The following is a 25,588-nucleotide window of genomic DNA, read 5'->3' on the forward strand; positions in this document are numbered from 1 at the left end:
GCGTAGACCCGATACCCGGAAAGGGAAGGAGCCCATGCCGCGTCGGCATCGGCTACCGTTCGGGTGTGATCGCACGCTCAGGGCTGACGGTCGTCGTGCTCGCGCTGCTGCAGGTCGCGTGCGGCCCGCAGCCTTCGCCGGCCACAAGCGATTCGGCCGGGCCTAGTTCGAGCACCTCCCCTGATTCGGGGAGCAATGCGGCGGCGTCGCCACCCATCACGCTGACCGGGTGGAGTGAGCAGATCGCCAGCGGCCCGGCGCCGGCGCCGCGGGAGGACCACACCTGGACCATCACCCCAGATGACGCAACGGCTTACCTGTTTGGCGGGCGCGACCTGGCGACCGTGTACGACGACTTCTGGGCGTACTCCCTCGCGACCGGCGCCTGGAGCCGCGTTACGCCCGCCGGCGAGGGGCCACCTGGACGCTTCGGGCACAACGCGGCCTGGGCGGATGGTATCGGGCTGGTCATCTTCGGCGGCCAGGCCGGTGCCGACTTCTTCAACGACCTGTGGGCGTACGATCCCGCCACCGACGGGTGGCGGCTCTTGCCCGCGAGCGGCGCTGTCCCCGTCGCCCGATACGGGAGTTGCGCCGCCATCGGGCCCGACGGCCGGCTCTGGATCAGCCACGGCTTCACCAACGAGGGGCAGCGCTTCGCCGACACGCGGGCATACGACTTCGAAATCCGCACCTGGACCGATGAGACCCCATTAGCGGACGTTCCTACCCGCCGCTGCCTGCATGCCTGCTGGTGGACCGATGACGGGGGCCTGATCCTGTACGGCGGTCAGACGACGGGCACCACGGCGCTCGGTGACCTGTGGCGCCTGACTCCCGGCGAGCGACCCGGCACGAATGCCTGGTCCCAGCTTCAGCCGGAGGACGGGCTGCCGCCCGACCGAAACCTTAATGCCGCGGCCCGCTGGGGCCCCGGCACGGTCGTGTTCGGTGGCCAGGGTCTTGAGACCGATTACCTCGCAGATAGCTGGTGGCTGGCCGACGACGCGGTGGTGATGTCGCTCGAGGTTGGCGCCCGATCGCCCTCCGCTCGGGCTGGAGCGGAGCTGATCGCGGATGCGGCAAGCGGTCGACTCCTGCTCTTCGGCGGGCGCGACGGCGACGAGGCATTCGGCGATCTGTGGCAGCTGATCCTGCCGGCGCCGCCCTAGGGTCGGCGACGGTCCACAGTTGGTACCATGGCGCTGAACACCCCTGTCGAGCGCCACGCACCCTGCGCTCGCTCTGCCCCGCACGAGGAGACCGCCGCACCTGATGAGCACGCTCGCTGAGCGCCCGATCGCCAATGCGCCGATGGGGCCACACGGACACCGCCTCCCGCCCGCGCGAACGCTGCGATACAACCCTTCCGCGATGGAGCTCCAGGCGCTCACGAGCCGCATGCCGCAGGCGCGCCGCACCAGCTTCGGCAACTACAACGTCCAGACCAGGGTCGTCAGCCGATCCAAGGAGTCGACCTACCTCGTCACCGATGACCCGGCCGAGACGACCGGCAAGGCCATCTCGCGGGCAGAGGCGGCTCGCATCGGCGCCTTGCAGGATGCCTACGTCGCCGGCACCGAGATGCTCGTCATCGACGGCTACCTGGGAAACGATGCGGAGCAGCGCTCCCGGGTGCGCCTCTATATCGAGGAGGCGAATGCCAACATCGCCGGCATGCAGCAGCAGCTCTATTTCCCGCCCGATGCCCCCGCCGACGAGTGGCAGCCCGAGCTGTCGTTGATCTACACGCCGAAATTGGCGATGCCGGGCTATCCCGACGATCGCCTGATCTCGGTCGACCTCGGGGCCGGCGTGACCCGCGTCATGAACTCCGACTACTTCGGAGAGTCGAAGAAGGGCGGGCTGCGCATGTGGAACGCCCTGGTCTACGGGCGAGGCGGGCTGGCCATGCATGCCGGATGCAAGGTCGTCCCGACCGATGCCGGCGAGCGCACGATGCTGATCATCGGCCTGTCGGGGACCGGCAAGACGACCACCACCTTCACCCGCCAGAACAACAGCCAGCCGGTGCAGGACGACTTCATCGGCCTGTTTGCCGGCGGCACCGTGGTGGGCACCGAGAACGGCTGCTTCGCGAAGACCTTCGGCCTCGATCCTGCTCACGAGCCGGCGATCCATGGCGCAGTCGTCAAGCCCGATGCCTACCTGGAGAACGTCTCGCAGAACGAGCCCGATGGGCCGGTCGACTTCTTCGACACCTCCTACACCAAGAACGGGCGAGCCACCTTCCCGATGGCCTCGTTGGGCATCTGGCGCGATCCGCGTGAGATCGGCCCGGTCAACCACCTGCTCATCCTGAATCGGAACGACAACGTCATCCCGGCCGTGGCGCGGCTCTCGCGGGAGCAGGCGGCGGCCTACTTCATGCTCGGCGAGACGCAGGGCACTTCCGCCGGCGGCGCTGCCGAGGAGGGTCGGGCCCTGCGCGTGCCGGGCACCAACCCGTTCTACCCGTACCGTGATGAGCAGCAGGCGAATCGGTTCCTGGAACTGATGGCGAGCAGTGACTTCGATGTCTTCCTGCTGAACACAGGCAGCGTAGGGGGCGTCGAAGGCAATCCGTCTTCCAGGAAAGTGGCGATCGAGCACTCCGGGGCAATCGTCAAGGCGATCGCCGAGGGGACGATCGAATGGGAGCGCGACCCCGACTTCGGCTACCTGGTCGCCTCGGTCCTGCCCGGCGTCGATGACCTCGAGCTGCTCCAGCCACGCCTCCTGTACGAGCGCACCGGTCGCGCCGACGAGTACCGCACGTGGGTCGCACGACTGAAGCGGGAGCGCATTGAATTCTTGGAGAGCTATACCGGGCTGGCGCCGGAGATCGTCGCCGCGGTCCGCTAGGGAGCGGTCTCGCGCAGGCCTCCTTCTCATCCGCTATTCACTACGTAGCTGGTATGTCGGGAGGTCGCGCTCGGAAGCTGGCTCCTCCCACCCGCCATTCGTCGGCTGACTGACCCGTCGGAGGATCGGTCCAGCCGCGGTCTCCTCCGATGTACCAGGCTCCTGCTGAATGGCCGCTCCGTCGACCAAACCCGCCAGCCGATAAGCGCCTCGTAACCGGAAGATACACACCGCGCCACCACACTCTGGCGATGGGCAGCCGCGATGATCCGGCGGCGCGCGGACGGCGGCGTGCTGCGCGCACGCGGATCGACGTCGGGGCCGGCATCCGGCAGGCTCGTCGCGCGGCCGGGCTGAGTCAATCGTCGTCGCGCGGCGGGCGCGACTCTCCCAAGCGACGGTCAGCAGAATCGAGCGAGGGGTGGCGACTGCATCGGTCGATGATCTGGCTGGGCTTGCCGGCGTGGTCGGCCTGGATCTCGTTATGCAGCTCTATCCGGGTGGGTCGCCGATCCGCGACGCAGCGCATGTGCGGGTGATGGGACGCCTGAAGGCAATACTGCCGACGGCATTTCGGCTCGCAGCTGAGGTTCCTATCCCGATTCCCGGGGATCAACGCGCCGTCGATGCAGTCCTCGTCGATCCGCAGCTGAGGGTCGGATTCGAACTGGAGAGCCGTCTCCTCGACGTGCAAGCCCTGATCCGCCGCGTGGCGCTGAAACAACGAGACGCGGGGCTTGCCCGCATGGTGCTGGTATTTCCTGATACACCGGCCAACCGCGCGGCCGCATCCACCGCGCGAGCGACTCTCAGTGCGGCATTCCCTGCGGGCCACCGCTCGGTGCTCGCGGCCCTGCGAGTCGGCCAGCTACCGCCGGCCAATGGCATGCTCTGGGTCTAACTCACATCCCGCGCATTCCGCGGTCAGTTAGGCAGCGCCTCGCGCACGCTCTCGACCGCGAAGGCCTTCTGCGAATGGCTGAAGCCCTTCATCACCAGGTCCTCCACCGGATTGGCCACGACGGCATCGTCGATCACCGCATGCACGCGCTGGCTGATCAGGATCTGCCCGGCCATTGCCGCGTCTGACAGCCGCGAGGCGAGGATCACCGAGTTGCCGATCGCGGCGTAGTCGTATCTGCCTTCGAAGCCGATGCGGCCGAGCGTCGCAAACCCCGACGCGATCCCGATGCCGAGGCCCAGCTCATAGCCGCGCTTGCGCCAGGCGCTCGACAGGACGCCGAAGCGCTCCCGCATGTCGCAGGCGGTGCGGACCGCGGCTGATGATCGACCACCGGGGTAGGGTCGTTGAAGAAGACCATCAGCCCGTCGCCCGCAAAGTGCTCCACCGTTCCGCCATTCGCGACGGCCAGCTCGCCGACCGCCTCGTGGTACTGGCGCAGGACGCCGAGCACCTCCTCCGGCTCCGCCTGCTCGGCAAAGGCCGTGAAACCGCGGAGGTCGGCGAAGAGCGCGGTGATCTCGCGCCGGTGACCGGCCAGCAGCTGCTCACCCTCGACACTGGACAGCAGCTCGGCAGCCTGGGGCGCGTACCGTGCCAACTCGACGCGTTGTCGGTCGATCGTCTCGAACAGCCGGACATTCTCGATGGCCAGGACGGCCTGGTCGGCAAACGTGGTCAGTAGGCTGATCTCGGACGGGGAGAACGCCTCCACGTGCCGGCGCCAGACGGACAGCACGCCGATCGGGTCTCCATCGCGGAACATGGGGACGCCCAGGATGGTCCGAAAGCCGGCGAGGCGCTGGGCTTCGGCCAGCTCATAGTCGGGGTCGGCCAGGACGTCGACGATCTGGACGGGTGCGCGCTCGAGCATGGCGCGGCCCATGGCCGAGCCGCGGCCCGGCACCGGGACGAACCCGGTCATCAGCTCCCGGAACTCCGCTGGCACGTCCGCGCTGAATACGCGCGCGCGAAACTCCCCGCCCATCTCTCGGGTGATGTTGCCCTGGTCGGCATGGGACAGACGGACCGCGTTGTCGAGCACGGCCTGGAGGACGGCGTCCAGCTCGAAGGTGGAGCGGCTGATGGTCTGGAGAACCTGGCCCACCGCGGTCTCGCGCTCGAGCGCCTCGTGCGTGTCCCCAAGCAGGCGGGCGATACGGATCGCAACTGCGGCCTGATCGGCGAACAGGCTGACGACCTCGATCTGCTCGTCGCTGAAAGGCTCCACCCTGGTTCGGCCCAGGCCAAATGCGCCGATCACACCCTCGTCGGTTCGAATCGGCACGCCCAACATGGTTCGCACACCCCCGACTTGATACCCACCCGCCTCGTATTCCGGATCAGCTGCGAGGTCTGCAACGTGCACGGGCTCGCCGCTGAGTGCCACTCGACCAACCACCGACTTCCGGTCGATTGGATCAGGGTGGTCGCGTTCGTAGGCCCAGTGCTCGGGCGTGCTGCCGGTCGCCGCGGCAAATCGAAACATATCGCCATCGCGCAGAAAGACGAATCCCATCTCTGCTCGGCACAGCGCCGCGGCCTCCGCGGAGATGCGATCGAGGATCGGCTGGAGCTCGAACCCCGCGCCAGTGACTGCGCTCAGGACGCGGCCAACGGCCGTCAGAGCGTCTCGCTCGGAGACCGGAGCTCCCGGTTCAGCCATCCGTATCGAGTGTCGCGTCAACCGAGAGCGCCACGTTCCCGGCCAGCGCCCGCGAGATCGGGCAGCCATCCTTCGAGCCTTCCGCAATGCGGTCGAACTCTTCTGGCGTGATCCCATGCACGTGACCGAGGACGGTGAGCGCGGACGACGTGACGGTCCAGCCGCCGTCGAGCTTATCGAAGGTCACTTCGGCCTCGACGTGCAACTCCTCCGGCGTGTATCCGGCGCGGCCCAGGTCGCCCGAGAAGGCCATGGCATAGCAGGCGGCATGCGCGGCTGCGAGCAGCTCCTCCGGCGAGGTGCGGCCATCGGGCTGCTCGGTACGGGACCCCCACGAGACGGGCAGGTCCGTGAACAAGCCGGACGAGCCGGCGGTGACGGTGCCGTCGCCGGTGGCGAGCGGGCCTTGCCAGGTGACGGTGGCGGTGCGGACGGCGGCCATCGGATCGGTCCTCCTTGTATCCTGCGGGGACTTCAGCCTACCGCACGCAGGACCGATGTCGAGCCCCGAGCCAAACCTCCCCCGACCCGTCCCAAGCCTCCGCGGCGAGAAGGTCTACCTGCGCCCCGCGGAGCGGGATGACATCGAGCTGTTCGTGCGCTGGTTTGCTGATGCCGAGACCACTCGCTACCTCGCCGTGCGTGCCCCGTTCAGCAAGGCGATGGAGGAGCGTTGGTTCGACTCGATGCTCGAGCAGCAGGGCAAGAAGAGCTACCACTTCGTGATCTGCCTGCTGGCCGATGATCGAGCGATCGGTACTGCCGGCTTCAACCACGTGAACCAAGAGGATGGCAACGCCACGTTCGGGATCAGCATCGGCGAGAAGGCCGAGTGGTCCAAGGGGTACGGAACCGATGCGCTGCACGCCATCTGTGACTTCGGCTTCGGCCAGCTGCGCCTGGAGCGGATCGAGCTGGATGTCTACGTGCCGAACAGGCGTGCCCAGCGCTCGTACGAGAAGGCCGGCTTCGTGACCGAGGGGACGCTGCGCCACTCGCACTTCTCTGATGGGCGCTACCACGATGTGCTGCGCATGTCCCTCCTCCGCGAGGAGTGGGCATCGCAGGCACGCCCGCGGCCGTGGGACGAGCCGACCACCGACGACGGCGCGTAGGTGTTCGAGCTGCGCCGTGACCCGGTCACGGGCTGGTGGTCGGCGATCGTGACGGATCGGACCTTCGAACACGCCTCCTTCGTGGTGCAGGCGACACCGATCGAGGGGACCCACTGCCGCCACTGTGACGATGACCCCACCCCAGCCGCGGATGCCGCCGAGGAGACCGTCATTCGTCGCGTGACGCTCCGCCAGGATGCCTTCCATCGCATCGACAGCGGGCAGGAGCGAACGGGCCAGCTCTCCGTTGAGGAGGCAATGGCCGCGAGCGGCTCGTGGGAGATCCTGGTCGCGCCACGCGACCATCACGAGCGCCTGGCCGATGCCCCACCGCGGCTGGCGATGAACCTGCTGCGCACCCTGCGCGACACGATGCGCGAGATGGCCGCCGAGCCCAGGCCGGACGATGAGCCTCGCTACGTCCAGGCTGTGCAGAGCTATGGCATGCAGGCCGGCTCGCGCAGCAGCCACCTGAACATGGAGCTGTACTCGATCCCGCAGGTCCCCCACTGGGTGGCGGAGGAGATCGGTGGTGGTGCCCGGTACGTCATCAAGACTCGATCCTGCGTGTGGTGCAGCCTCGCCCGAAGCGAGGAGGAGGCCGGCGAGCGGCTCGTCCTGGCCGAAGAGCGCTTCGTGGTCTTTGCGCCGGCTGCCAGCCGCTCGGCGTTCGAGCTGATGATCGTCCCGCGTGCGCATGCCGCCGACTTCACCACCCTGGACGACGATGACATCGCCGCAGCCACCGCCACGCTGCAGCGCACGCTCGGTGCGCTCGACGCCCTGGGCGATCCCCCGTACAACCTCTTCCTGCACACCGCCCCCGTCGGGGAGCGACTGGACGAGACCTTCCATTGGCACTGGGAGGTCCATCCGCGCCTGCGGGTGATCGCCGGGCTCGAGCGCGCGACCGCCCTGGCGGTCAACCCGGCGGCGCCGGAGTATGCGGCCGGGGTGCTGCGCGAGCACCTCACCAGGGAGATCGTGTAACAGGTGCCCGCCATCCGGCGTCCACAACACCGATGGCGTTGGCACGACGGCTCGTATTGCGACCCGCGACGATGACCCTTCCGCGGGATGGCTCCGACGCGCGCAAGGCCGAGTTCGACCGGATCTTCACCGAGTACTCGGCGCCCATCTACAACTACGCGCTGCGCATGGTCGGTGACCCCGATCGCGCCGCCGACATCGCGCAGGACACCTTCATCAAGGCGTACCGCAAGCTCGACACGCTGACCGATGCCTCCTCCACCCGCTCCTGGCTGTATCGGATCGCGACCAACACGGCGATCGACGAGATGCGGCGCCGACGGAACGTCGTGCCGATGGGCGTCGACGAGGATCATCCAGTGGAGCAGGCGGACAGCGGCCCAGGCCCGGAGACCCAGGTGCTGAGCGGCCTCATGGACGAGCGCATCGGTCGGGCACTCCTGCGCCTCAGGCCAAACCACCGCCAGTGCCTGATCCTGTCTGACGTTGAGGATATGAGCACGGTGCAGATCGGCGAGGTGATGGGCATGTCGAGTGGCGCGGTGCGGGTGCTGCTCTGCCGCGCGCGGGGCGAGATGCGCCGCCTGCTGGCGGCGGAGGGCCTGGTCCGATGAAGCTCCGTGGCAACCATGTCGACGAGCTGATCAGCGCGTCGCTGTCCGGCGACCTGACCGATGCGGAGCGGGTCGAGCTGGAGTCGCACCTCGCTCGTTGCGAAACGTGCCGCAACACCCTCGCCGCCTTCACCGCGGAGCGCCGCATCCTGTCGGGGCTGCCGGTGGTGGACCCGCCGCGCGACCTCTCGGCGCGGGTTCGCACCGGGATAGAATCGGGCCGCTTGGGCCCCTGGTGGCGCCGGCCGGGCGGCCTGGTTGCCATCGGCGCCTCGCTGGCAACGGTGGCTGCGGCGATCCTGGCGGTCGTCGTCTTCAACAACCTCGATCTCGGGCCGGTCGGGCAGGCGAGCGGATCGCCGCGCCCATCTGTGTCGGCCGCCCCCTCCAGCAGTGCCGTCGCGTCCGTCGCCCCCAGCGTCGAGCCCCTCGCTCCTCCAACGTTCCTGGGACCGGGCGAGCTCGGGTACCTGTCCCTCACCGGCGCCCCCTTGGAAGCATTGCGCCTGTCGTTCATCAACGACGCGACGGGCGCCTCGGTGGACGCCGGCTCCGTGTCCGGCCCGCCGATCGCCGCTTCCCTCTCGCCAAACGGAGATTGGCTCGCGTACATCACCCAGAAGGGCGAGACCGGGGCCAACGAGGTCTGGGCCCTCCACCTCACCGCCGGCGCGGTCAAGCACCTGGGCTGCTCGTCGGCGGCGCCTTTCACCAATCGGCTCACCTGGTCACCCGACAGCCGGTACCTGGCCTACACCTTGGTCGGTGTTGATCTCGGTCCGGATGCTGGCTGCCAGGCCCCGAGCGACGGCGCCGACGCATGGCTATTCGATTCCGTCAATGGCCGCATCGAGCGCGTCACGGCGACCGGCGACGCGTACGTCTCGGACTTTGCACCGGCAGCGGTCAACGAGGGCGAATTCTCACTGTGGCTGAGCCATGCCGCGTCCCAACCCTGGAGTGAAGCCAGATCAGCGATGGACGACGGCTTGTTGCCTGGCGAAGAGCGTATCAACGGCGTGCTTCTACCCGATCTGGCGCCCGACGGCAGCCGGGCGATCTTCTGGAACGGGACGATGACATTCAACGGCGGATCATGGCACTTCTCGGTGGGCGGAATGCCGCAGCTCTCCGGGGATTTCCGGTCCGCAGGCCCCGCCTCTCAGTGGGTCGGCACGGCGCTCTTCTCCGACCTCGCTCCAGTTGGCGGCGAGGCGTTCGTGTCGGGCGACTTCGCGTGGGCCCCGGACAGTGACCTGTTCGCCTTCTGGGACGGTGCCTGGACGGGCGCACCGCAGGGCCCAGACGGGACCTATCCGAACCAGCAGGACGTATACGTCAGTCGGGTGAGCGGCGGCCTGCTGAGCAGTGCCTCGGCGCTCGCCCTCGTCCGACCATCCGATGCGTACCTTGTCGCCATCGCGTTTTCCCCTGATGGAAGCTCCGTGGCGGTGACCCTCGGCCTCCCGTCCGCGGGCATCGGGGATCCGCCATCCGCCTTCCTGCAGATCGTGCCGCTGGACGGGGGGTCGCCGCAGGCTATCGGCGGAGGCACGGAGGCGCCACCCTGGAACGGTCCGGCGGTCTACGGCCACTGACCACGGAGGTCAGGTTCGCGGCATAACCATCGGGCTACACTCGGCCGCATGAGCGAACGCCGCATCCTCGACGCAGACGAGCTGCGGCGCGCCCTCACCCGGATCGCTCACGAGATCGTCGAGCGCAACGGCGGGACCGATGGACTGGTCCTGGTCGGCGTGCGCAGCCGCGGCGTCCCCCTGGCGCGGCGGCTGGCCGGGCTGATCGAGCAGCACGAGGGGGTCAGCCTGCCGGTCGGGGCGCTGGATATCACCTTCTATCGCGACGACCTGACCAAGATCGCGCACGCGCCGATAGTCAAGAAGACGCAGGCCATGCCGGAGATCGACGATCGCACGGTCGTGCTGGTGGACGACGTCCTCTTCACCGGGCGCACGGTTCGCGCGGCCCTGGACGCCCTGACCGATCACGGCCGGCCCCAGGCGGTGCGGCTGGCCGTGGTGATCGACCGCGGGCATCGCGAGCTCCCGATTCGGGCGGATCACGTCGGCAAGAACCTCCCGACCAGCCGGGAAGAGATCGTGCACGTGCGGGTGGTGGAGGACGACGGAGCCGATGAAGTGGTCATCGAGCGACCGGGTGCCGTCGAGACGTCAACCGGTTGAGCCCCTGCTCGTGGCTATACTGTCGCGAACCCTTTAAGGACGGTCCTGTGAGGCCGCCAAGGAGACCTGAGATTGCGCGACTCTACCGGAACACCGCCACGCCATCGGCCTGAAGCCGGTGGCGTTGTTGTGTCATGGCCGGGCGCCGATGCCCAGGCGGCTGGCGTCTGGCCGCACCGCCACCTCCTCGACGTGGATCAGCTCACCCTCGCAGAGCTCGAGCAATGCCTTGACGTGGCGGTCGAGATGCGCGAACGGCGGACGCGCCGTGAAGCGCTGGACCTTCTCCGTGGCGAGGTCGTTGGGTTGGCCTTCCATGAGCCGTCGACGCGAACCCGCGTCAGCTTCGAGCTGGCGGCCAAGGCGCTCGGCGCGGAGGTGGTCGACCTCCGGATTGAGGCCAGCAGCGTCAGCAAGGGCGAGTCGCTGGTGGACACCCTGCGCACACTCGAGCAGACCGGCGTGTCCACGATCGTCCTGCGCCATCCGATGAGCGGAGCCCCGTATCTTGCCGCCCGCAGCTGCGGGGCGCGGATCGTGAATGCCGGCGACGGGACGCACGCCCATCCGACCCAGGCGCTGGTCGATGCCCTGACCCTGCGCGAGGCGCTCGGCCCGCTGGAGGGGAAGAAGATCGCGATCGTCGGAGACATCGGGCATTCGCGGGTGGCGCGCTCGAACATGCACTCGCTCACGGCGCTCGGCGCATCGGTCTGGCTGGCCGGACCTCGAGCGTGGGTAGCCGGCTTCGCGGGGTGGCCTGGCGTCACTGTCGCGGATCGGCTGGAAGACGCGTTGGTCGATGCCGACGCGGTGATGGCGCTCCGCATCCAGCTCGAACGCGAGGCTGGGGACGGGGCGGTCGCCTCGCTGCGGGAGTACACCGCCGAGTGGGGACTCGATGAGGCGCGCATGAGCCGCGCCCGTCCCGGTGCTCCCCTCCTCCATCCAGGCCCCACCAACGAGGGCGTGGAGATCACCGCCGAGCTGGCCGCGAGCAAGCGGAGCCTGATCGGGACGCAGGTGGCGAACGGCGTGCCGATCCGCATGGCGGTCCTGTCGCTCCTCGCCCGATGAGCATATTCGGGTCGATCAGCGACCCAGCCGCGACGTTCCTGCTGACGGGGGCGCGGGTCGTCGATCCGTCCGCCGGCGAGGATCGTGTGCGCGACCTCGCCGTGGTCGACGGTCTGCTGGCCGATCCGGCGGCGCTTCCCGCCGACGCGCCGCGCATCGATGCGAGTGGCTTCGTGGCGACGCCCGGACTGTGCGACCTGCACACCCACCTTCGCGAGCCGGGCCTCGAGCGCGCGGAGACGATCGCGAGCGGCACGCGGGCCGCGGCCCGGGGGGGCTTCACGACCGTCTGCGCCATGCCGAACACCGATCCTCCGCCGGACGATAGCGAGAGCGTCCGGTGGATCCTCGACCGTGCTGGCGGCGCAGCATCTCGCGTGCGCGTCGTCGCCGCGGCCACGCAAGGGCGCGGTGGCGAGCAGCCGACAAACGTGGTGGAGCTGGCCGCGAGCGGGATCGTCGGCGTGAGCGACGATGGGGCCGCCATTGGTTCCGGGGCCGTGGCCCGGGAACTACTCGCCGGACTCGCATCGCTTGGCCTGCCGCTCATCGAGCATGCGGAGGACGCCCGCACGGCCCAGGGGTCAGTCATGCGCGCCGGTCCCACAGCCACCCGCCTCGGCCTCGCCGGCTGGCCCGAGAGTGCTGAGCTGTCGATGGTTGAGCGCGACATCGCCCTTGCAGAGGAGACCGGCGCCTGGGTCCATTTCACTCATCTGTCCACAGCGGGTGCCCTGGAGGCAATCCGCCGAGCCAAGCGACGGGGAATTCGGGTGACCTGCGACGTCACCCCGCATCACCTCGCGCTCACCGATGACTGGGTTGCTGGTTGGCGTGGCTTTGCATGGGAGGAGCCCGGTGGCGTGGCCGCCGATCCCTTCGGGGCGCCCCTGGATGCGGCGCTCGCCTACGACCCTGCCTGCCGGGTCAATCCCCCACTCGCGTCACGCGGCGACGCGATGGCGCTGCTGGCCGGGGTGGCCGACGGCACGATCGACGCCATCGCCACCGATCACGCGCCGCATCCGCGCGAGCGGAAGGGGGTCGAGTTCGGCGCCGCAGCGCCGGGGATGATCGGCCTCGAGACAGCCCTCTCGCTGGGGCTGGCGGCTGTGGAATCGGGCAGCCTGGAGCTGGTACGCCTGATCGAGGCGCTGAGCACGAAGCCCGCTTCGCTCATCGGCGAGACTCGCTCGCTGGCCGCAGGATCGGTCGCCGATCTGGTGGTCTTCGATGCGGGCGCCCGTTGGCGGCTCGGGGCGTCCGGCCTGGCGTCGACCTCATCGAATACGCCGCTGTTGGGAATGGAGCTGCCCGGCGTTGTGCGGATGACCGTGGCGGGCGGGCGAATCACCTATCGCGACGGACTCGACGCCCGTCGGCTGAGCCCCGGATGTGGGACCATGCGCACCGCCCACCCCGCAGCGAGCGATGGATGTCGATCCGCACGAACGAGGAACTCGATCCGAATGAGGGACCAGGCTTCGGGTGCTTCGTCTGGCAGGCGATCCTGTTCGCCGGCATCCTCTTCCTCATCCCTGTCGGCCTGTTCAGCCTCAACTGGCCGATCTGGGTGCTGGTGGTGCTTCTCTTCATCGACATGGTCCTGCTCTTCTTCGTCAGCATGACCAGCGTCTTCCTGCTGCGCGTCTTCTTTGCCGACCGTCGCCGCGGTCGTGGCCGGACCGTCGGTGCCACGAGTCCGCCGCGCGTCATCAACACCGAGTCGCCGCCTCCGTCCAAGCCGGACGAGCCGACCAACGAAGGCGAGGCGGAGTAGATGCCCCTGATGGTCACCTTCTTCAACGTCCGCAAGGGACGCGACGCGATCTTCAAGCGAGGGATGCGCCACTTCTTCCCGAAGACGGTGAAGCGCTACGAGGCCCAGTACGGCATCCGCTTCATCGGCTGGTTCAACGTTACCGAGGGATCGGAATGGAACAACGTCCTGATCCTCGACCTGCCGACCTATGCCGTGCTTGACAGCCTGTACGCCGATCCCGCCGCACGCGGCCTGGGCCACCGCGTGGCCGAGTCGATCTTCGACAAGAAGCACATCATCTTCCTGCGCGAGCGGATGGGCCCCGACCTGGTCTACAAGCCGTGAGCGCGCCGCGCATCTCCGCGCTCCGCGAGCTGGCCGGCGAGGCGGAGCTCGAAAAGCGTGACTTCGTGTACGAGGCCACCGAGCAGCTGCGTCGCTTTCTCGAGGCGAACCGCGAGCGCCTGCGCGAGATCGGTCCGATCAAGCTAGTCGACGACGAGCAGGACTACCTTCTCTTCGACCCCGTTGACGAGGTGTGGACCACGCGGCTGACCTACCAGGACCCCGCCGACAGCGAGTGGTACGACGAGGAGCAGACGGTCGATGCGGTGAGCGAGGTGGTGGAGCTCTACAACCTGGCCGACATCCTCTCCTGGTTCGTCGACGCCGCCCGCGATCCGACGAACCACCTGGTGCCCGCAGACAAGCTCGCGGCGCACGAAGCAGTCGCCGAGGAGCCGCACGACGAGGACTGGCAGGCGGGGCTGCCCTCCACCCAGCAGGAGACGATCGCGGCCCAGCGACTGTGGCAGCTGGCCGACGCGTATCGGACCCAGATCGGCGACCAGCAGAAGCAGGTCCTGCGCGAATTCTCTGCCAACGCCGAGGAGGTGCTGGCGCGGACCGGCGACCTGGTCCTCCTCGACGAGGAGAGCGACACCCTGGTCCTGCGCTCGGACGGCCGCTTCGAGACCAGCCTCGACCTGTCCGACATGCCGAACGGGACCGCGCTCACCGAGGAGCCGCACCGCGTGGGCCTGACCGTCACCGACGCCCGCACGGTCGCCGACGTGTACGACCCGACCGATGTCCTGCAATGGGTCACCGATGCCCTCGCCGAACGCTACCCGGCGGTCGACTTCACCGCCGTCTACGAATAGCCCGATGGAGCCACCGCCGGTCGCCACCCGCTCGCCAGGGCTTCCGCAGGGCGAAGCGCTGACCAGTGCCGGCGTCGAGGTGCTGTTCGATGCAGCCGGTGCCCTGCGCCATGGGCACTTTCTGCTCAAGAGCGGGCGTCACTCCGACCGCTACCTCGAGAAGTTCGCCGTGCTGCAGTACCCCGCACTGGCGGTCGAGATCGGTCGGCGGCTGGCCGCCTCCCTGATCGATCGCGAACCGACCCTCGTGGTCGGACCCACCACCGGCGGCGCGCTGCTGGCCGCCGAAACGGCTCGTCAGCTGGAGGCCGCGCTGGGCCGGACCGTCCGGGGTGTGTTCGCGGAGCCGATGGAGCGGGGCGCCCGCGCGCTGCGCCGGGGCTGGCCCGTCACCGAAGCCGATCGCGTCGTCCTCGTCGACGACATCCTGACCACCGGCGCATCGCTGGCCGAGACGGTCCGCGCGGTCCGCACCGCCGGCGCGACGCCCCTGGTGGCAAGCGTGATCGTCGACCGCTCCACCGGTCCGGTCGAGATCGGCTGCCCGATCCTGTCGCTGGGCAGGATCGAGATCTCATCCTGGACGGCCGATGAATGCCCGGCCTGCGAGCGCGGCGAGCCGATCGTCAAGCCGGGCAGCAGCGCCGTCAGCTGACGGCGGGCTCCTGCCAGTTGACCTGCGTCATTCGCGCCGGCGGAAATTCGCCGTCCGGCGGGACGATTCCCTCCTCTGCCTCCACAGGGATGCCGATCGGCGCCACGAAGTAGCGTCCGGCCAGGCGCCGCGCCTCCGGGTCCAGCGCGAACCCGGCCTTCGCGCGGTGAAAGGTGACCGTCAGGTCGGCGACCACAACCGGATCCGAGCGGGTGCCATCGGTCAGGTCGATGCGGGTCGGCGTGTCGATGGCGACCACGCGACACGGCCGGCCGGCGGCCCGGGCGTGGGTCACGATCGCGTTGAGCAGGTCCACCGCGCTGGAGATGGGCTCCCGCAAGGGGCCGGCCGCGCCGCTGCCGAGCAGCGCGTCGATCAGCAGGCTCGCCGGTGAGAGGCGCGCCCGCAGCTGCAGCAACAGCTCCGGCGTGGGCGCGACGTAGAGTGCCAGCGAGCCGCTCGACGCCATCGCCTGCAGCACGGTCCAGTTGTGTGCGGCAGCGACGCCGCTGATGCGTGCCGGGTCGCCCACCAGCACCGCGGTCACCGCGCGCCCCGCCGAGGCCAGGCGTCGTGCGGCCACGAAGCCGTCGCCGCCGTTGTTGCCGGGGCCGCACATCACGACGGTGACCGGCGCCGGTGCAAGCGGCCCGCCCGGGCCGGTCACCGCATCGGTCATGGTGGCCAGCTCCGCCAGGGCCAGCTCGGTGACCGCCGAGCCGGCGCTCTCCATCAGGGCATCGGGTGACAGGCCAAGGCCCTGCGCCGCCTCATCGATGCGCGCCATCTCGTCGCCGCCGATGAGAACCGTCACCTCGCGCACCGGCCGTACGGCCGGATCGGTCATGGCAGGGTCTTCAGATACTCGACGACGGCGGCGATCTCCTCGGGGCTGAGCGTGTCACCGAAGACCGGCATGCCGCCGCGGTCGATCCCGGTCACGGCAGGATCGGTGCCGGCGATCCAGAGGTCGGCCCAGGCATCCGGATGGTCGGTGCCCAGCTGCTGGAGGTTCTCGCTCACCGGACCGTCCTTCACGCCGTGCAGGCTGGGAAAGGTCCCCTGTCCGGCCAGGTCCGGGCCGTGACAGTTCTGGCAGCCCGCCGTCTGCATGATGGCCTGCGCGTTGAGACCCCCGGCCGATGGCTGCGGGCCGCCAATGATCGGCGGGTTCGAGCCGCTGAGATTCGTGGCGAAGAAGACCGCGCCGGCCAGGAACATGACCCCGGTCAGGCCCAAGGCCCAGCCCGGGATGCCTCGCGTCCGTGACTCGATCGGGGTGTGGACGGTCATCGGCTCACTGCGCCGCCGGCGCGGCAGCCGCGTCGCCGACAACGACCGCGTATTCGGCGCGACGGGCGCTGGTGTACATCAGGAACACGTTCAGGGCCAGCACCGCGGCTGCCAGGGCGCTCAGGCTGATCCCCGCCCCGAGCACGAGCCGGAACCAGAGGACCAACCCGTCGATCTCCTCGGCTGGCGCAGCCTGCGCCAGCAGCGAGCCATGCGCCACACCGCCAAAGATCAGCGCCAGGCCGGCCAGTCCGGCCCCGGCGAAGGCGGCCCATAGCGTCGCCTCGGCGAGCAGCGTCCCTCCCCAGTCGCGACGCAGCAGGCGAGGGAAGGCGTGATCGGCCAGGGCCAGGAACGCGAGGGTGGCCGTCCCGAGCAGCGCGAAGAGCCGGACGCCGACCCCCCATTCGGTGCTGCCGACCAGCTTGTGCACCGAGCCGAGCGAGCCGATCGCCTCGAGCAGCGCCGTGGCGGTCAGGAAGGTGAGAGCCACCAGCGCGAACGGGACCGTGCCCGGCGACAGGACGAGCGTCCAGCGTCCGCTGAGGCTGAGCAGCAGGTTGGCGACCACCAGGAAGGCAGGAATCACCAGCATGAATGTCGCCACGTTGCCGATCTGGGTGATGGCGAACGGGACCGAGACGTCAACCAGACTGGCCAGGGGCGCCAGGGTGCTCAGCCCGAGCCAGAGGAGCCAGCCGAGCATGGCCAGGCCCCAGGAGTAGAGCGGGTTGGCGGCGGCGCGTGGAATAACGTAGTACAGCGTGCCGATGGCGAGGCCGCCCAAGCACAGGGTCTCCAGGGCGCGCACATAGAAAGCGTTGGCCAACGCTTCGCCGGCTGCGGAGAGGCTGAGCACCTGCATGACGCTGAGCAGCTCCGCGAGGCCGATCAGGCCGTACAGGCCCAGCAGCGCGAGCAGCGCCACGCCGAAGTACCAGATGCTGACGTACGGGAGTTGCTGCGCGGATGCCATGACCGTGCGCCAGAACGCTCCGTTGGCAAGCAACAGGGCCAGCAGCAGCACCCCGGCCACCGGCAGCGGGAACTCCGTGAGCACGCCGGAGCCGGAGAGCTGGGGCACGTAGAGCGCCGCCAGGCCGGCCACGAGGCCCACGTTCCAGAGTGCGGCGGCGCCGGACGCCATCGTCTCGCTCACCAATCGCGTTCCCAGCAGACGAGGCGTGATGAAGAAGATGGCTCCCAGGCCGGCATTCGCGAGCCAGCCGTAGACGAGCGAATTCCAGAAGCCGGAGGCCGTGGTGGCGGGGCTCAGCTCGAAGCTGAGCACGCCGCTGAGGGTGGGCATCTCCAGGCGCAGGGTGAGCTGGTCCGGGAGGAGCTGGTAGGCGACCCACAGCAACCCGATCCCGGTGGCGGTCAGGAACCAGAGCAGCGCGGCCACCAGGAACGCGGTCGCGGCGTTGTCCGGCTCCCTGGGAAAGATCGGGCGACGGACCTTCGGCGGCTGGTCGTACGGTCGCAGCTTCTTGGGGTTCACGGCCATCGGCGTGCGCAGCCTCGCATCGATCGGGACGGGTCGCGACGGCGAACCCGGCGGCATTGTAGCCGACGCTAAGGGTTTGACCGATCGTAGCGCGGTGCGTAGCATGGCCATGCGGGGTGGAGCAGTGGTAGCTCGTCGGGCTCATAACCCGAAGGTCGTCGGTTCGAATCCGTCCCCCGCAACCACAGACCTCCAGAATCGAACGCCGCCTCCCGCCAGGCGGCGTTCGCCTTTGCCGGCGCTTAGCGCTTTGCCGCCTTCTCGCGTGCCCTGGCGTTGGCCTTTGCGATCGACCGGACAGTCCACAGGAAGACGATCGCGACCAGCATCGCGAGCGTGGCGATGCGTGTCACATCGATCGCCGGCTCCCACTCGACCTCGCCATTGCGGATGATCCAGGCGCCGGCCGGCTTGGCGCTGACGCCGAACCCGCCGCCGGCGTTGTTCTCGTTGTCGCCGCCGCCACCACCACCGGTCCCTTGGCGGCGGGGATCACCAGCACGCCGTCCCGCTCGATCGGGTCGCCGTAGACGCGCTTGACCGTCATGGTGTCGCGTGCGCCGGAGAGCATCTCGTCAACGTTCATCGGTCTGCCTCCTACTGCTGGGGGAGTCAGTCTAGGCCGCTGGCCTCAGGTTGGCCGATGCGCTCCGGGCTCCATCTCGAGCATCGCATGATGGATCCCGTACCGGTCGAGGAGCGCGAGGTACGGATCCGGGTCGAAGGCCTCCGGCGCGTGGACTCCGCTCCCCGACCAGGCTCCGCTGGCGAGCAGCTCCATCGCGATCACCGGGTTGAAGCCGGTCTGCCAGCCGACCACCTGCGACCCGGTGGTGCGCAGCGTCTCGGCGGCATCGGCCATCTGGTACAGGAAGACCTCGCGTGACCTGCCATCCTTCTGACCGATGACCCAGGTGCCGACCACCGCCCGCCCGACCATCTTGTCGCCCATGGTGATCGGGTCCGGCACCACCGCCGCGACCACATCGCGGGGCGAGACGTCAACTCCGCGCACGCGGACCGGCTCCACCCTGTCCAGGCCGATGTCATGCAGGAACTGGAGCTTGGCGATGAAGTCGCTCCCCAGCGCGTACTTGAAGGTAACCCGCCGCACGCCCTTCAGGTAGCGCGGCACCAGCAGCACCTCCTCGTGCTCGACGTTGACGCACTCGACCAGGCCGATCCCCGCCGGGAACGGAAACGCCTCTGGCGCGCTGAACGGCTGGGTCGTGATCCAGTCGCCACGCTCGCCGTCCCACTCGACCGGCGGGTTGAGGCACTCCTCGATCGTGGTCCAGATGCTGAAGACCGGGGCGAAGGCGTAGCCGGGGATGTGCAGGTCGCCACCGTCGCGGATGTGGACCTCGTGGACCTCGTCGAACAGGTGCTTGGCGGCATGAGCCGCAAAGACGTCGGTCAGGCCGGGATCCATGCCCATCCCCAGCAGGGCGAGCCGCCCTGCCCGCTCCCATTCCGCCGAGCGCGCGAACTGCTCGTCGCCGAGCTTGACCCCGGGCAGCTGGAATGGATTCTCCGGGTGTGGGCGCGAGAGGCTGGTGGCCATGTCGATGTAATTGGCGCCGGCGGCCAGCGCCCCGTCGAAGATGGGCATCACGAAGCGCGGATCGACCGCGTTCATCACCAGGTCGACGCGGTGGCGCCGGGCAAGATCGGCGACCGCACCGGCATCCCGCGCATCCATTCGCTCGGCCGGGAAGCGTTTCTTATCCCCCAGGGTGGCCTGCAAGGCCGTGACGCGGTCGAGGTCGTAATCGGCCAGCACCATCAGCTCGCACCATTCGCGCTGCGCGCACATGCGTGCGATCGCCTCGCCGACGGTGCCAACCCCGACCAGCAGCACGCGCATGACTGACTCCTCAGCCGAAGATCTGGCGCAGGGCGAACCACACGTTGGCCGGTCGTTCGGCCAGCCGCCGTATGTACCACGCGTACCAGGCCTCACCGTACGCGATCAGGGCGAGGACGCGGTATCCCTCCGACGCGAGGCGGAGCTGCTCCTTCTGGCGGATGCCGTACAGCATCTCGACCTCGAAGGCGTCCTTCGCGAAGCCGACGGCCTCGGCGTGTGCCGCGACCCGCTCGATGAGCTTCGTGTCATGCGTGCCCATCCCCAGCCGCAGCTCGCCCTTCACGGCATACGGGAGCATCAGCACGCAGAGCGACTGGAAGGCGGCGCTCACCTCGTCCCTGCGGCGGAAGGCGATGCTGGCCGGCTCGTCGTAGGCGCCCTTGACAAGTCGGATCGCCGGTTTCAGTGAAAGCAGGGCGTGGACGTCGGCCGGGGTTCGGCGCAGGTAGGCCTGCAGGCAGATGCCGATGTTCGGGTGCTTCTCCTTCAGCGACCGATACAGATCGAGGGTCGGATCCGTGTAGGCGCTCCCCTCCATGTCGAGCCACACCAGCCTGTTGCGTTGCGCTGCGTGGTCAGCCAGGCCGGAGAGGAGGCGCTCGGCGGCGTCGCGGTCGAGATCCAGGCCCAGCTGCGTCGGCTTGACGCTGATCTCGGCATCCATGCCGCGCGCCGCGATCATGTCGAGGAGGGCGTGATAGTGGTCGGCGACCGCCTCCGCCTCGGCGAGCTCGGTCAGGTTCTCGCCGAGCTGCGTGAACAGGATCCCAATGCCGTGCGGCCGAAAGAACTCCGCCGCGTCGAGCGCCTCCTCGACCGTCTCCCCCGGCATGAAGCGGCGGACCGCACGACGAACGAACCAGATACGCGGGAGCCATCGCTTCAGGAGGCGATTGCGGGCCATCCAGAGGAGGAGCTGGCGCATGGCCCCGATGATCGCACGCGATCGGCGCAACCGATGGCTATCCTCAGCGGCGGGGCCGTTAGCATGGACTTGGCACCCTGGCCGGATCGGTCAGCAACGCTAGAGCAGCGGCGAGGTGATCCATGCGTGCGATCTCTGTCGCGGACGGACAAGCATCCATCCGGTACCTCGAGGTCCCCGGCGCCGATCCCCCACTGGTGTGGCTCCATGGCCTCATCTGCTCGTCCACCGGCGAGCTCATGCCCGTGGCGGTCCAGCCACCGCTCCGAGGACGTCGCTCGCTGCTGGTCGACCTCCTGGGCCACGGCTACAGCGACAAGCCCGATGCATTCAGCTACACGCTCGAGCATCACGCCGAGACCGTCATCACGCTGCTCGAGGCCCTCGACGTGGACCGCTGCGCGCTGATCGGCCACAGCATGGGCGGCACCGTCGCGACCCTGGTTGCCGCAGCTCGTCCTGCTGCAGTGGCGGCCCTGGTGCTGGCCGAGCCGGGGATCGAACCCGCGGGGGTTCTGGCGCCCGGCATCGCCGAGCAGACCGAGGACGATTTCGCCGAGCGGGGCTTCACCGAGTTCCTCGCAAGCATGCGCACGGCGGCGGCGGAGAACCCGAAGGCCCCGCCGGCCGCGCACATCGGAATCACGCAGCTCATCAATCCGCGCGCTCTGCATCGGGCCTCGGTCTCGCTCATGCGGGGGACTAAGCCGACGATCCGCTCATTGCTGCGCGAGCTGGACCTGCCGCGCTTCTACCTCGGTGGCGAGAACAGTGACCAGGCGCTTCCCCCGCAGGACGATCTCACGGTGACCGGCATGGTGTGGATGACGGTGCCGAATAGCGGACACGCCATGGGGCTGATGAACCCACACGGGTTCGCCCAAACGGTGGCGGCGGCATTGGGTAGTGCATCAGTTTGACGAGCCTCCGGCTTGACGATTTTGGCCCCGATCTGATCTACCTCGGGCCATGCCAAATCGCTCTATCCGCCGGACCCCAGCGTTGGCGGCGGGAGTCGCAGATCACATCTGGTCCTGCGAGGAGATAGCGGCGCGGCTCGACTAGCCGCAAGTGCTGTCACCCACCCGCGGCCGTCTTGAATAGCGATCCCAGGGAGAAGTACACGACCGGTTCGTCGCCGACGACCCACGCGTCGTGTCCCGGCTGGATCACAGCGATGTCACCGGGTCCGAACTCAACCTGTGTCCCGTCCTCGTAGGCGACCGCGAACCGACCGGCGACGAACAGCTTGACGTGAAATCGTTCACAGCGTTCGGTGCCATCCACGGGAGCCGAGTGCTCGGTCCAATTCCAGCCTGGCTGACCCGTTATCCTTCCGATGTCCTGGCCCATCAACTCGATCCAGTCGCCGTGGGACTTCTCGTAAGGGTCTGCCGCCTCGTCCGGCGCATCGAAATTCTTGCGCTCTACTAGTTCCACGGTTACCTCGCTCGCGTCCGGAGCATGGTCTCGCCGCTCCCTTCTGCGACTACAGGACCCTAGGCCAAGAAGCCTACTCCCGAGGATCAAACCGATGCACTACCCGGCGTTGGCTGGCCTGGACCTGGACCGAGATCAGGCGTAGCCGCCAGTGTCGTTTCCGCCGAACCAGCCGCGAGATTCGGCGGCTGGCGCACGACGCCATGGGTCACGCCTCGTGCGCCAGGGGTCGGTCTATCCTGAGCATGAATCGACGGGCCGTTAGCTCAGCGGTAGAGCAGGGGACTTTTAAGTCAACCCACCCTAACCGCTGTGCTCTAAGCGTGAGAGTCCGTGCGTAAATGGCCGAATCCCCTGCTGTAACAGGGCCCCTCGCCAAGAGCAGGAGATTCGGCCTTCAGCAGACGCACTCGCCGCGGCGCATGCCGGTCGAGGCCAGCAGGCGGATGATGGCCGTGTCACCTCGGTCGTCGAACCGCGTCCCAGCGCAGGCGGCCAGCAGGCGCTCGAGCTCCTCGGCGCGCAGGACCGGCGGCGGCTCGTCCGGGACCGCCGGTGGGCGCATGCGCCGCATCGGCAACTCGCGGATCTCGTCCTCGGCGTCAAGCGTCACCCAAGAGCTCGATCGCGAGCGCGCTCAGCCTGTCGCCGCTGATCGGGACGAGGTCCTGCGGACACGCCGACAGGATCACGATCAGCTCCATCTCGGCGCGCAGCTCCACGTGGTCACCCGCGCGGCTGCGGGCCGGTTCCCAGCCGATGGTGCCGTCCGGGTGGACGGGGATGTTCATGAACAGGTTGATTGGCTGGGGGACCTCGACGTCGGTGAACCCGAGCCCCGCCATGGCCCGCTCGAGGTTCTCCTGACACGACGCGTGCCAGCCGTGCACGCCGAGGCCGGCATACCTGGTCGGATCGCAGGCGGCGCACAGCATGTCGTGGTACCCGGGGCTCCGGTCGACGAGCATGGTCAGCAGCGGCCGACGGCGGTTGGAGAGGAAGCTCTCCCCGACGCGAGGGAAGAGGCGCGAGATGTGGACTCGCGTGTGCTCGGCGCTCACGAACTCGCTCACGTCCGCGGCCACGAACGCGAAGAGATCGCCGACCTGGCTCCCCTCCAGGTCAACCACGCGAAAGTGCTGTCCCGCAGCCACGCGGACCGCTCGACCCTCGCGGGCAGGGACGACGATCCGCTCTACAGGCCAATCAGTCGTGGCCATGGGCGACCTCCTCCGGCTCCTCATACCAGCGGACGCGATCTCCGACGCGCGCTCGCACCTTCCACCCGAGCGACTTGGACGCGGCGGCGATCATCGAGCGCAGGGACTCGATCTGCGCAATGAGATCGTGGCGCGGCGGGTCGTCAGTGACGAGCTCGTCCGGCACCAGCTCCTCCCGCGCGAAGGTGGCCAGCCGATCGAGGTTGCCGGTGACCGTCCGCCACCAGCCCCAATCGGTCGCGGTGAGACCGGTGATACGGCGCGCGTTGATCACACCGTCGTCGCTGTCGCCCAGGTCGTACGAGCGAAGCAGGACCAACGAGTCCAGCATGTCCTTGCGGTTGATCTTCACCACCTGAAGCTTCGAGAGCAGCAGCTCTGCCAGCGGCAGGGTGGGACGCGTGACCAGCAGCCGATCGGCGAACTCGAACCGGTGGCACATGTCGAGCCGATCCACCAGCACGTCGACCGGCCGCCCGCGACGCCCATCCACGAAGTACAGCTGCTTGTGCCCATAGAGCGCGTTGTACTGGCGGTCGGGCTCGTAGCCGGCGGCGGCGAGCAGCTCGGCGACTGCGCGACGGTCGCGGCTGCGCGTCGCAAGGTCGATGTCGCGGCGGGCACGCTCGATGGGCGCGCGCCAGGTGGGGACCACGGCATGGAAAGCAAGGCCGCCCATGAGCCGGAGCTGGAGGCCCCTGCTCTCCGCCAACTCAATGAGTCGGAGCGCCTCCGCGAGCGGATTCTTGAGCGGCTCACTCGCGCCAGCCTGGGGATGCCGCGTGCCCATGGTCGCCAGAGTACACACCGCGCGATGGTGCGCCCCGGATTCATCTCATCCGGGCGGGAAGGCGGAATAGCCGTCGGCCACCGGAGGCCACGGGCGCGCCGCCTCCCACGCGACCGCGAACGCCAGCAGCAGGTCCTCCCCGAATCGCGGGCCGATCGCCTGGAGGCCAAACGGAACACCATTCGGGTGACGCCCCGCCGGTAGAGAGATGGCCGGATGGCCGGTGAGGTTGGCCGGTTCGGTATTAAAGACCTCGCTGGGGAGGCCCGAAAGGCTGGCGCCGGGCAGGCGTCCATCGACCGACCAGCCCTCGACGGTCAGCGTGGGCGACAGCAGCACGGTCGATTCGTCGAGCAGATCGTCAAGCTCACGGGTGTGGCGAAGGCGAGCCTGGCGCGCGGCCAGGTACTCCTCGATCCCGATCTCGAGCGCCCGCCGCATGTACCCGGCAAAGACCGGGTCGAACTCGGCTGCTCGCTGCTCGATCACGCCGCGTCCCAGCGCCCACGCCTGCTCCACCCCGACAAGTCGAAACCAGTCACCCGGATCGTAACCGGAGGGGAAGATCGCCGTGGATCCCAGCAGCTCGACCGGGAGCCCGAGGTCGCTTTCGACGACCCGCAAGGCGGCGGCGAAGCTGCGCTCGACCGTCGCCGGCAGTGGCGGCCCCGGAGCCAACCGGGCGACAGCGATGACCCGCCGGGGGAGTCCACCGCCGGTCGGTCGCCACGGCGGCAGCGCCCCCGGATCGCCCGCGACTGGACCGGTCAGGATGCTGAGCAGGGCCGCCGCGTCTGCAACGGTCCACGTCAAGGGCCCGTGGTTGTTGAGCTCGAGCGACACGAGAATCCGATCCCGCCCGATGAGGCCTGCCGTCGGCTTGAGCCCGACCAGGCCGCAGGCGGCCGCCGGGATGCGGACTGACCCGCCCACGTCGGTTGCGGTGACGATCGGCACCAGGCCCGCCGCCAGTGCAGCTGCGGAGCCGCCGCTCGAGCCGCCCGGCGACCAGGCCGGGGCCCACGGGTTGCGGGTCGGTCCGAAGAGGCGGTTGTCGGTATATCCCTCGAAGGCGAACTCGGGTACGTTCGTCTTGCCGAGCAGGATCGCGCCGGCGGCGCGGAGCCTGGCGGCAACCGCCCCATCGATCTTCGCCGGCGGTGCATCGGCGTGCAGGAGCGATCCGAAGGTCGTGGGGAGACCCGCAGCGTCCTCGATGTCTTTGACCAGCAGCGGCAGGCCGACCAGCGGCCCCTCCGCACGACCGGCGCCCAGGGCGTCGTCACAGGCGCGAGCCTCGGCCATCGCCTCTTCCGCCCGGAGCGCCACGACCGCATTCAGCTCTGCGGCGCTTTCGATGCGTCGCAGGCTCTCCTCCACCAGCTCGGCCGCGGAGATACGGCGCTCGCGCACCGCTCGGGAGCACCGCTCCAGATATCCTTCCACTGGCTGGCGAGTGTACGTCAGCACT

29 protein-coding genes and 1 tRNA gene are annotated in these 25,588 nt (G+C 68.8%); 16 read left to right on the top strand and 14 right to left on the bottom strand.

Features of this window, described 5'->3' with window-relative positions:
- Positions 1 to 65 precede the first annotated feature (65 nt).
- The 3 genes from WEB29_09075 to WEB29_09085 all read left to right on the top strand — a co-directional run bounded on the left by WEB29_09075 (position 66) and on the right by WEB29_09085 (position 3,766).
- Positions 66 to 1,172: a kelch repeat-containing protein gene (locus WEB29_09075; GenBank protein MEX2137080.1), complete on the top strand. Its 1,107-nt coding sequence runs from the start codon at positions 66 to 68 to the stop codon at positions 1,170 to 1,172.
- Between the two features lie 103 nt (positions 1,173 to 1,275).
- Entirely contained in the window at positions 1,276 to 2,865 is a 1,590-nt protein-coding gene (locus WEB29_09080) for a phosphoenolpyruvate carboxykinase (protein ID MEX2137081.1), read from the top strand.
- Positions 2,866 to 3,226: 361 nt separating this feature from the next.
- Positions 3,227 to 3,766, top strand: coding sequence for a helix-turn-helix transcriptional regulator (locus WEB29_09085; protein MEX2137082.1), 540 nt, complete (start codon positions 3,227 to 3,229; stop codon positions 3,764 to 3,766).
- A gap of 23 nt (positions 3,767 to 3,789) precedes the next feature.
- On the opposite strand, the gene WEB29_09090 is transcribed toward WEB29_09085, so the two are convergent.
- From WEB29_09090 to WEB29_09100, 3 genes are read right to left on the bottom strand one after another with little or no spacing between them, the layout of a single operon-like run.
- Positions 3,790 to 4,068 carry an adenylate/guanylate cyclase domain-containing protein gene (locus WEB29_09090; GenBank protein ID MEX2137083.1) on the bottom strand — a complete coding sequence of 93 codons (279 nt, stop codon included), beginning with the start codon at positions 4,066 to 4,068 and terminating at the stop codon, positions 3,790 to 3,792.
- The gene (locus WEB29_09095; GenBank protein ID MEX2137084.1) at positions 3,972 to 5,492 is read right to left on the bottom strand and encodes a GAF domain-containing protein; all 1,521 of its coding nucleotides are present in this window, start codon (positions 5,490 to 5,492) and stop codon (positions 3,972 to 3,974) included. Before WEB29_09095 ends, WEB29_09090 begins: the two co-directional genes overlap by 97 nt.
- Positions 5,485 to 5,934, bottom strand: a complete 450-nt coding sequence (locus WEB29_09100) for an OsmC family peroxiredoxin (GenBank protein ID MEX2137085.1) — start codon at positions 5,932 to 5,934, stop codon at positions 5,485 to 5,487. The genes WEB29_09095 and WEB29_09100 overlap by 8 nt, the downstream gene beginning before the upstream one ends.
- A 55-nt stretch (positions 5,935 to 5,989) precedes the next feature.
- Between WEB29_09100 and WEB29_09105 the strand changes: the two genes are divergently transcribed.
- The 11 genes from WEB29_09105 (at position 5,990) to pyrE (ending at position 15,072) form a co-directional block, all read left to right on the top strand.
- Positions 5,990 to 6,607: a GNAT family protein gene (locus tag WEB29_09105; protein ID MEX2137086.1), complete on the top strand. Its 618-nt coding sequence runs from the start codon at positions 5,990 to 5,992 to the stop codon at positions 6,605 to 6,607.
- Entirely contained in the window at positions 6,608 to 7,597 is a 990-nt protein-coding gene (locus WEB29_09110) for a hypothetical protein (protein ID MEX2137087.1), read from the top strand. It begins immediately after the preceding gene.
- 71 nt (positions 7,598 to 7,668) lie between these two features.
- The gene (locus WEB29_09115) at positions 7,669 to 8,211 is read left to right on the top strand and encodes an RNA polymerase sigma factor (GenBank protein ID MEX2137088.1); all 543 of its coding nucleotides are present in this window, start codon (positions 7,669 to 7,671) and stop codon (positions 8,209 to 8,211) included.
- Positions 8,208 to 9,809 carry a zf-HC2 domain-containing protein gene (locus WEB29_09120; GenBank protein ID MEX2137089.1) on the top strand — a complete coding sequence of 534 codons (1,602 nt, stop codon included), beginning with the start codon at positions 8,208 to 8,210 and terminating at the stop codon, positions 9,807 to 9,809. The genes WEB29_09115 and WEB29_09120 overlap by 4 nt, the downstream gene beginning before the upstream one ends.
- 48 nt (positions 9,810 to 9,857) lie before the next feature.
- Positions 9,858 to 10,415 (top strand): bifunctional pyr operon transcriptional regulator/uracil phosphoribosyltransferase PyrR, encoded by a 558-nt coding sequence (pyrR, locus tag WEB29_09125; GenBank protein ID MEX2137090.1) that lies wholly within the window; start codon positions 9,858 to 9,860, stop codon positions 10,413 to 10,415.
- 129 nt (positions 10,416 to 10,544) lie between these two features.
- Complete coding sequence (locus WEB29_09130) at positions 10,545 to 11,492, top strand: aspartate carbamoyltransferase catalytic subunit (GenBank protein ID MEX2137091.1); 948 nt, start codon at positions 10,545 to 10,547, stop codon at positions 11,490 to 11,492.
- Positions 11,489 to 13,120 (top strand): dihydroorotase, encoded by a 1,632-nt coding sequence (locus tag WEB29_09135; GenBank protein MEX2137092.1) that lies wholly within the window; start codon positions 11,489 to 11,491, stop codon positions 13,118 to 13,120. Before WEB29_09130 ends, WEB29_09135 begins: the two co-directional genes overlap by 4 nt.
- Positions 13,075 to 13,272: a hypothetical protein gene (locus WEB29_09140; GenBank protein MEX2137093.1), complete on the top strand. Its 198-nt coding sequence runs from the start codon at positions 13,075 to 13,077 to the stop codon at positions 13,270 to 13,272. Before WEB29_09135 ends, WEB29_09140 begins: the two co-directional genes overlap by 46 nt.
- Complete coding sequence (locus tag WEB29_09145) at positions 13,273 to 13,599, top strand: hypothetical protein (GenBank protein ID MEX2137094.1); 327 nt, start codon at positions 13,273 to 13,275, stop codon at positions 13,597 to 13,599.
- Entirely contained in the window at positions 13,596 to 14,417 is an 822-nt protein-coding gene (locus WEB29_09150) for a hypothetical protein (GenBank protein ID MEX2137095.1), read from the top strand. Before WEB29_09145 ends, WEB29_09150 begins: the two co-directional genes overlap by 4 nt.
- Positions 14,418 to 14,421: 4 nt before the next feature.
- Positions 14,422 to 15,072 (top strand): orotate phosphoribosyltransferase, encoded by a 651-nt coding sequence (gene pyrE, locus WEB29_09155; GenBank protein ID MEX2137096.1) that lies wholly within the window; start codon positions 14,422 to 14,424, stop codon positions 15,070 to 15,072.
- On the opposite strand, the gene WEB29_09160 is transcribed toward pyrE, so the two are convergent.
- Genes WEB29_09160 through WEB29_09170 form a run of 3 tightly spaced genes read right to left on the bottom strand, consistent with a single transcriptional unit; the run spans position 15,065 to position 17,872 of the window.
- Complete coding sequence (locus WEB29_09160; GenBank protein ID MEX2137097.1) at positions 15,065 to 15,919, bottom strand: NAD(P)H-hydrate epimerase; 855 nt, start codon at positions 15,917 to 15,919, stop codon at positions 15,065 to 15,067. The two genes, pyrE and WEB29_09160, sit on opposite strands and share 8 nt — an antisense overlap.
- Positions 15,916 to 16,365 (bottom strand): cytochrome c, encoded by a 450-nt coding sequence (locus WEB29_09165; protein ID MEX2137098.1) that lies wholly within the window; start codon positions 16,363 to 16,365, stop codon positions 15,916 to 15,918. The genes WEB29_09160 and WEB29_09165 overlap by 4 nt, the downstream gene beginning before the upstream one ends.
- Before the next feature lie 4 nt (positions 16,366 to 16,369).
- On the bottom strand, positions 16,370 to 17,872 hold the full coding sequence (locus WEB29_09170) for a cbb3-type cytochrome c oxidase subunit I (GenBank protein MEX2137099.1): 1,503 nt from the start codon (positions 17,870 to 17,872) through the stop codon (positions 16,370 to 16,372).
- 110 nt (positions 17,873 to 17,982) lie between these two features.
- On the opposite strand from WEB29_09170, the gene WEB29_09175 reads away from it, so the two are divergent.
- Positions 17,983 to 18,057, top strand: a tRNA-Met gene (locus tag WEB29_09175).
- Positions 18,058 to 18,221: 164 nt separating this feature from the next.
- Here WEB29_09175 and WEB29_09180 read toward each other — a convergent pair.
- Genes WEB29_09180 through WEB29_09190 form a run of 3 tightly spaced genes read right to left on the bottom strand, consistent with a single transcriptional unit; the run spans position 18,222 to position 20,667 of the window.
- The gene (locus WEB29_09180) at positions 18,222 to 18,458 is read right to left on the bottom strand and encodes a hypothetical protein (GenBank protein ID MEX2137100.1); all 237 of its coding nucleotides are present in this window, start codon (positions 18,456 to 18,458) and stop codon (positions 18,222 to 18,224) included.
- Positions 18,459 to 18,503: 45 nt separating this feature from the next.
- On the bottom strand, positions 18,504 to 19,739 hold the full coding sequence (locus tag WEB29_09185; GenBank protein ID MEX2137101.1) for a saccharopine dehydrogenase C-terminal domain-containing protein: 1,236 nt from the start codon (positions 19,737 to 19,739) through the stop codon (positions 18,504 to 18,506).
- 10 nt (positions 19,740 to 19,749) lie between these two features.
- A complete protein-coding gene (locus WEB29_09190) occupies positions 19,750 to 20,667 on the bottom strand; it encodes a proline dehydrogenase family protein (GenBank protein MEX2137102.1) in 918 nt (305 codons plus the stop codon).
- A 122-nt stretch (positions 20,668 to 20,789) separates the two neighbouring features.
- Here WEB29_09190 and WEB29_09195 point away from each other — a divergent pair, with 122 nt between their 5' ends.
- A complete protein-coding gene (locus tag WEB29_09195; GenBank protein MEX2137103.1) occupies positions 20,790 to 21,587 on the top strand; it encodes an alpha/beta hydrolase in 798 nt (265 codons plus the stop codon).
- 157 nt (positions 21,588 to 21,744) lie between these two features.
- Here the strand turns inward: WEB29_09195 and WEB29_09200 are convergent, their stop codons facing one another.
- The 5 genes from WEB29_09200 to WEB29_09220 all read right to left on the bottom strand — a co-directional run bounded on the left by WEB29_09200 (position 21,745) and on the right by WEB29_09220 (position 25,563).
- Positions 21,745 to 22,107, bottom strand: coding sequence for a cupin (locus WEB29_09200; GenBank protein MEX2137104.1), 363 nt, complete (start codon positions 22,105 to 22,107; stop codon positions 21,745 to 21,747).
- 397 nt (positions 22,108 to 22,504) lie between these two features.
- Entirely contained in the window at positions 22,505 to 22,720 is a 216-nt protein-coding gene (locus WEB29_09205) for a hypothetical protein (GenBank protein ID MEX2137105.1), read from the bottom strand.
- A complete protein-coding gene (locus WEB29_09210; GenBank protein MEX2137106.1) occupies positions 22,710 to 23,327 on the bottom strand; it encodes an urea carboxylase-associated family protein in 618 nt (205 codons plus the stop codon). Before WEB29_09210 ends, WEB29_09205 begins: the two co-directional genes overlap by 11 nt.
- On the bottom strand, positions 23,314 to 24,117 hold the full coding sequence (locus WEB29_09215) for a hypothetical protein (protein ID MEX2137107.1): 804 nt from the start codon (positions 24,115 to 24,117) through the stop codon (positions 23,314 to 23,316). The genes WEB29_09210 and WEB29_09215 overlap by 14 nt, the downstream gene beginning before the upstream one ends.
- 45 nt (positions 24,118 to 24,162) lie before the next feature.
- Entirely contained in the window at positions 24,163 to 25,563 is a 1,401-nt protein-coding gene (locus WEB29_09220) for an amidase (protein ID MEX2137108.1), read from the bottom strand.
- Positions 25,564 to 25,588 lie beyond the last annotated feature (25 nt).

The sequence above is a fragment of the Chloroflexota bacterium genome (assembly GCA_040902225.1).
Classification (GTDB): Bacteria; Chloroflexota; Limnocylindria; order QHBO01; family QHBO01; genus CF-167.

Excerpts from the sequence above, each read along its gene's own strand:
- WEB29_09080 (MEX2137081.1), top strand. The coding sequence starts at position 1,276 with ATGAGCACGCTCGCTGAGCGCCCGATCGCCAATGCGCCGATGGGGCCA.
- WEB29_09095 (MEX2137084.1), bottom strand. The coding sequence starts at position 5,492 with ATGGCTGAACCGGGAGCTCCGGTCTCCGAGCGAGACGCTCTGACGGCC.
- WEB29_09100 (MEX2137085.1), bottom strand. The coding sequence starts at position 5,934 with ATGGCCGCCGTCCGCACCGCCACCGTCACCTGGCAAGGCCCGCTCGCC.
- WEB29_09105 (MEX2137086.1), top strand. The coding sequence starts at position 5,990 with ATGTCGAGCCCCGAGCCAAACCTCCCCCGACCCGTCCCAAGCCTCCGC.
- WEB29_09115 (MEX2137088.1), top strand. The coding sequence starts at position 7,669 with ATGACCCTTCCGCGGGATGGCTCCGACGCGCGCAAGGCCGAGTTCGAC.
- WEB29_09120 (MEX2137089.1), top strand. The coding sequence starts at position 8,208 with ATGAAGCTCCGTGGCAACCATGTCGACGAGCTGATCAGCGCGTCGCTG.
- pyrR (MEX2137090.1), top strand. The coding sequence starts at position 9,858 with ATGAGCGAACGCCGCATCCTCGACGCAGACGAGCTGCGGCGCGCCCTC.
- WEB29_09135 (MEX2137092.1), top strand. The coding sequence starts at position 11,489 with ATGAGCATATTCGGGTCGATCAGCGACCCAGCCGCGACGTTCCTGCTG.
- WEB29_09145 (MEX2137094.1), top strand. The coding sequence starts at position 13,273 with ATGCCCCTGATGGTCACCTTCTTCAACGTCCGCAAGGGACGCGACGCG.
- pyrE (MEX2137096.1), top strand. The coding sequence starts at position 14,422 with ATGGAGCCACCGCCGGTCGCCACCCGCTCGCCAGGGCTTCCGCAGGGC.
- WEB29_09160 (MEX2137097.1), bottom strand. The coding sequence starts at position 15,919 with ATGACCGATCCGGCCGTACGGCCGGTGCGCGAGGTGACGGTTCTCATC.
- WEB29_09165 (MEX2137098.1), bottom strand. The coding sequence starts at position 16,365 with ATGACCGTCCACACCCCGATCGAGTCACGGACGCGAGGCATCCCGGGC.
- WEB29_09170 (MEX2137099.1), bottom strand. The coding sequence starts at position 17,872 with ATGGCCGTGAACCCCAAGAAGCTGCGACCGTACGACCAGCCGCCGAAG.
- WEB29_09180 (MEX2137100.1), bottom strand. The coding sequence starts at position 18,458 with ATGAACGTTGACGAGATGCTCTCCGGCGCACGCGACACCATGACGGTC.
- WEB29_09185 (MEX2137101.1), bottom strand. The coding sequence starts at position 19,739 with ATGCGCGTGCTGCTGGTCGGGGTTGGCACCGTCGGCGAGGCGATCGCA.
- WEB29_09190 (MEX2137102.1), bottom strand. The coding sequence starts at position 20,667 with ATGCGCCAGCTCCTCCTCTGGATGGCCCGCAATCGCCTCCTGAAGCGA.
- WEB29_09195 (MEX2137103.1), top strand. The coding sequence starts at position 20,790 with ATGCGTGCGATCTCTGTCGCGGACGGACAAGCATCCATCCGGTACCTC.
- WEB29_09210 (MEX2137106.1), bottom strand. The coding sequence starts at position 23,327 with ATGGCCACGACTGATTGGCCTGTAGAGCGGATCGTCGTCCCTGCCCGC.
- WEB29_09215 (MEX2137107.1), bottom strand. The coding sequence starts at position 24,117 with ATGGGCACGCGGCATCCCCAGGCTGGCGCGAGTGAGCCGCTCAAGAAT.